Below are 3742 nucleotides of genomic sequence, written 5' to 3' on the forward strand. Positions count from 1 at the left end.
AGCGATAAATACTTGCTTAAAGATAAAGAAAACTAAGGAGTTATCCAAATATTTTGAACGATTTTTAATACAAAAGAATAAACATTGGAAAGGAAGGTTTTTAGACAGTTTGACGTTCCGCAGCTACAAGAAGTGGCAAATTTCGTGACTAGATATTTTCGGTTACTAGAAAAATTTCCCTGCGAAACGTGAATGTGATGTTACTAATAAATTTTGCCATTTCTTGTAACTGCTGTTGGCAGTTCGGCTTTCTATTTTCCGAGTAGTTTTGGTAAATAGTCCAAGGCTAAAGGGTCACGTTCTTTGAAATAATTTTGTGCATTTTCAGGTATCCATTTTTCAAAAACAAATTTTCTGAAAGTTGGTAACACTTCTATAGGATACATTCGAGCTTCTACGTCAGCTCTGTCATCAGGAAAAGAATGATTATAATACTTATGTAAACCCTCAAATGGAGATTCAGTTTTTTTAAGGTAATTTGAAAATATTTTTCCAACTGAAATATCAGGATACATTCCTTGTCCTTTTATTCCTTTGTCGGGTATTTCATATCCTACTTTGTCAAGTTCTGCATTTAGTGTAACAAAAAGCTCACTAATTACTGAAAAGTAGTTTCTATCTATTTTATGAAGATTATCTTTGTATCGCAGATAGAAGTTAGGCAATTGAGTTCTGTCAATCTTTCCGTAAAAACCTTTTTTACGAATTGAAGGAACTACTTCTTCAAACAACCAAGTTTCAAAAGCTTCGGCGGCAGGAAGTTGGGATTTTATTATTAACCTGTAAACATTGGGTTCGTTAATAAGTAAGGCTTCTTGGTCGCCACCTTCAGTAGGGATACGGTCTTTTACCGTACCCTTTTCTTTGCAGTGTTGTCTAACCGCTTCAGAAGGTCTTTTATAGCCTAATGTTTTTGCTACATCAGAAGCTACAAACCATATTTCGCCATCAATTTCAACGGTTCTGATTTCGTTTAGCATTTGTTCTTCATCTGATTGGAATTTGAATACTGATAATTGCATAAAATTATTTTACTTTAAAATTAATATCTTTGGTTGTTCGGTTTTTCAAGCTGACTGCCAACGATACCGCAGCTACAATTTCGGCGTGGTAGGACACAAAACCAAGTTTCGGTTATGCCTAAACTTAAAAAAGAAAAACAGAACTTAAATTAATAACAAAACTAACGCTGAAATGTAGCTGTTGTTACAGGACGGCACTAAAATTAAGATTATGAGAGAGATTAAATTTAGAGGAATTGACAAAAACACAAACAAGTGGATTTACGGCAATTTAGTTGATAGTGGATTGATTGTAAATAAGGAATTTTACATTTTAACAGATACGGCGGATAATTACGATGATATTGAAAAGGTTTTTACTAATTCAGTAGGTCAATTTACAGGATTAAAAGATAAAAACGGGAAAGAAATTTACGAAGGGGATGTTGTAGAGATAAAAAACAATGGGCTTTTAGTGGTTTGCTTTTTTAAAGGAGAATTCAAGCTACAAACATTAATTGAATATCATAAAGCAAGAAATATTTATGCTCTTATTTCTCACTTAGAATTTAGTGAATGCGTTGGAAACATTTACGAAAATCCAGAACTATTATCTACTCCAACCGCTGTCCTGTAACGTTACGATGCCTGTGGTCTGTTGTGGGGGTTCGTAAACGCTAAATTTTCGGCTTTGCAGAAAGTTAATGCGAAACGGTAATTCCACTAAATCCCACAATAGCCACAGACAGCTGTTATGGCTTCGTTTTTTTTTACACTAACAAAAAAAAATAATATGAAAAACCTACAATTACCATTAAAAACTAAATGGTTTGAAATGACAAAATCTGGAGTAAAAACAGAAGATTATCGAGAGATAAACCCGTACTGGATTTCAAGGCTTTTTAACATTTCGTTTTACGATTCTAATGAAAATTTAAGAAATGAATATGCTATTTTTAAAAAACGTCCTGCTACTTGGGATAAAAATGGTTTTGCCAATTCATTTATATACAGACTAAATTATTATGTTTATCAGGATCAACATTTTAAATGTTTTGAAACCAACACAATGACTTTAGGTTATCCCAAAAAAGATGACACCGAAAGAATTTTAAAACTAGAACACAAAGGAATTGAAATAAGAACAGGCAATCCTGAATGGGGAGCCGAACCTGATAAATTATATTTCGTCATCAAGCACGGTGGTTCTGTAGAATGAGCCATAACGTCTTGCTACTTTGAGATAGTTGGGATTGCGAAATAGTAATTTTTCTGTTATACAGATTTATAATACGAAACGGTAATCCCACTAAATCCCAACTATCTCAAAATAGCTGTTGGCGGTTCGGTTTTCTAGTCATTTTTTTTGGCAGGAATCGATTAACACTTAAACACTATGTTTTTATTTCAAAATATTTTAGTCAATAAATATAAGTTTATTTTAAAAAACAATTACGATGGTCTTTTAGAATATCATTACGATTTGGGCAATGGTAACTATGTAGAGATTCAGAACTTTGAGAAAGAAAAAATATTTAGTCTAACCTATTTTCTGTATGGCGAAAAAATTGTAATTGCAAACAGATACGAATGCAATACAGAAGCAGAGTTAGAATTTATTATACTTAAAGGGCGTTGGGGGGGGCGTTTTCAATCTCTGAAATAATGCTAATAATATCGTGAATTGAATTTTCTTTAAACTCGTCAATAACGTATTTTTTGATTTTGTCACTTCCTTTTGAATTGTACTTTTTTAATATTTTAACATCCTTTTGAATGTCTTTATTATCAGGTAGTTTTTCAGAAAGTTCCATAGCTACTTCGGTAGCGTCATAATACGCTTTGTCTGTTTTATTTACGTGATAAATATTGTCAATCCTACGTAACAAGGATTTTAAGGTTGCTAAATCAGCCATAATTATTTAAGGTTAAAAATTAATTACTAATTATCGGTTCTTCGGAACCGTACTAAAACAAAAAACAAATGTCAAATACATATAAAATACAACAACAAGAAACAGCTAAGAAACTATTAGCTGAAAACGTTACTGTCAACAAAATACTTTTATTGTTAAACGGTAATTCAATTAGTGATAATCGTTCAATAATACGTAATGTAGAAACCGTATTAAGAGATAATTCAGTAATAAACATAACTGAAAATTTTCTAGAAAGTAAGCACGCCGAGTTTAAAAAATACCTTGAACAAGAGTACAGGACTAATCTTTAGATTCAAATTCTCTAAGGAAATCATCTGAATTCTCAAGTAACTCTTCAAAAATATCTAACTTGCTTTTGTAAGTTCCTGCATAGTCTTTGACAAATTGTTTAGCTACAACTTCTCTAATTCTATGAATTTGTTGGGCTAACGATATTTGGTTAGTTAGTATTAATTCAAGAATTTCACGGTCATTCATTTTAGATATTTCTTTCATAATTTGGTTGTTTACCTTTCGGATTTTGGTTATACTTTCTGCTTTCTGTTCCTATAAACTGACAGCCAACGGTTCTCGGCTATGCGAGGTTTGGGATTAAAGAAGCCTAAACTTTCGATTTAGCCTAATAATTACAAGCACAGACCGAACTTTAAATTAATAACTGAAACCCAAATCTTGCATAGCCGATGTTGAACTAAACCTTCGGTAGCTCTCGCGCTGATTTTGTACCTTTCAAAGATAATTAAAACTTTGAAAATATGACTACAAAAAAAAGCATCCAGATTTATTAAGAGAGAACAAAAT

The 3742-nt window shown here is 32.0% G+C and carries 5 protein-coding genes; 2 read left to right on the forward strand and 3 right to left on the reverse strand.

Going from position 1 to position 3742, the window contains the following annotated elements:
• Positions 1 to 251 precede the first annotated feature (251 nt).
• Entirely contained in the window at positions 252 to 1022 is a 771-nt protein-coding gene (locus IR213_RS15835; protein WP_194313263.1) for a BRO-N domain-containing protein, read from the reverse strand.
• Positions 1023 to 1233: 211 nt separating this feature from the next.
• Between IR213_RS15835 and IR213_RS15840 the strand changes: the two genes are divergently transcribed.
• Together IR213_RS15840 and IR213_RS15845 are read left to right on the forward strand one after the other, a co-directional pair.
• Positions 1234 to 1638, forward strand: coding sequence for a YopX family protein (locus tag IR213_RS15840; RefSeq protein ID WP_194313264.1), 405 nt, complete (start codon positions 1234 to 1236; stop codon positions 1636 to 1638).
• Between the two features lie 156 nt (positions 1639 to 1794).
• Positions 1795 to 2220 (forward strand): hypothetical protein, encoded by a 426-nt coding sequence (locus tag IR213_RS15845; protein WP_194313265.1) that lies wholly within the window; start codon positions 1795 to 1797, stop codon positions 2218 to 2220.
• A gap of 406 nt (positions 2221 to 2626) precedes the next feature.
• Here the strand turns inward: IR213_RS15845 and IR213_RS15850 are convergent, their stop codons facing one another.
• Complete coding sequence (locus IR213_RS15850) at positions 2627 to 2917, reverse strand: hypothetical protein (RefSeq protein WP_194313266.1); 291 nt, start codon at positions 2915 to 2917, stop codon at positions 2627 to 2629.
• A gap of 303 nt (positions 2918 to 3220) precedes the next feature.
• A complete protein-coding gene (locus IR213_RS15855) occupies positions 3221 to 3436 on the reverse strand; it encodes a hypothetical protein (RefSeq protein ID WP_194313267.1) in 216 nt (71 codons plus the stop codon).
• Positions 3437 to 3742: the final 306 nt, after the last annotated feature.

The organism is Flavobacterium soyangense, from assembly GCF_015277675.1.
GTDB lineage: Bacteria > Bacteroidota > Bacteroidia > Flavobacteriales > Flavobacteriaceae > Flavobacterium > Flavobacterium soyangense.

What these genes read in the sequence shown, in the direction of transcription:
- IR213_RS15855 (WP_194313267.1), bottom strand. Translation starts at nt 3,436, where the DNA reads ATGAAAGAAATATCTAAAATGAATGACCGTGAAATTCTTGAATTAATA.
- IR213_RS15850 (WP_194313266.1), bottom strand. Translation starts at nt 2,917, where the DNA reads ATGGCTGATTTAGCAACCTTAAAATCCTTGTTACGTAGGATTGACAAT.
- IR213_RS15835 (WP_194313263.1), bottom strand. Translation starts at nt 1,022, where the DNA reads ATGCAATTATCAGTATTCAAATTCCAATCAGATGAAGAACAAATGCTA.
- IR213_RS15845 (WP_194313265.1), top strand. Translation starts at nt 1,795, where the DNA reads ATGAAAAACCTACAATTACCATTAAAAACTAAATGGTTTGAAATGACA.
- IR213_RS15840 (WP_194313264.1), top strand. Translation starts at nt 1,234, where the DNA reads ATGAGAGAGATTAAATTTAGAGGAATTGACAAAAACACAAACAAGTGG.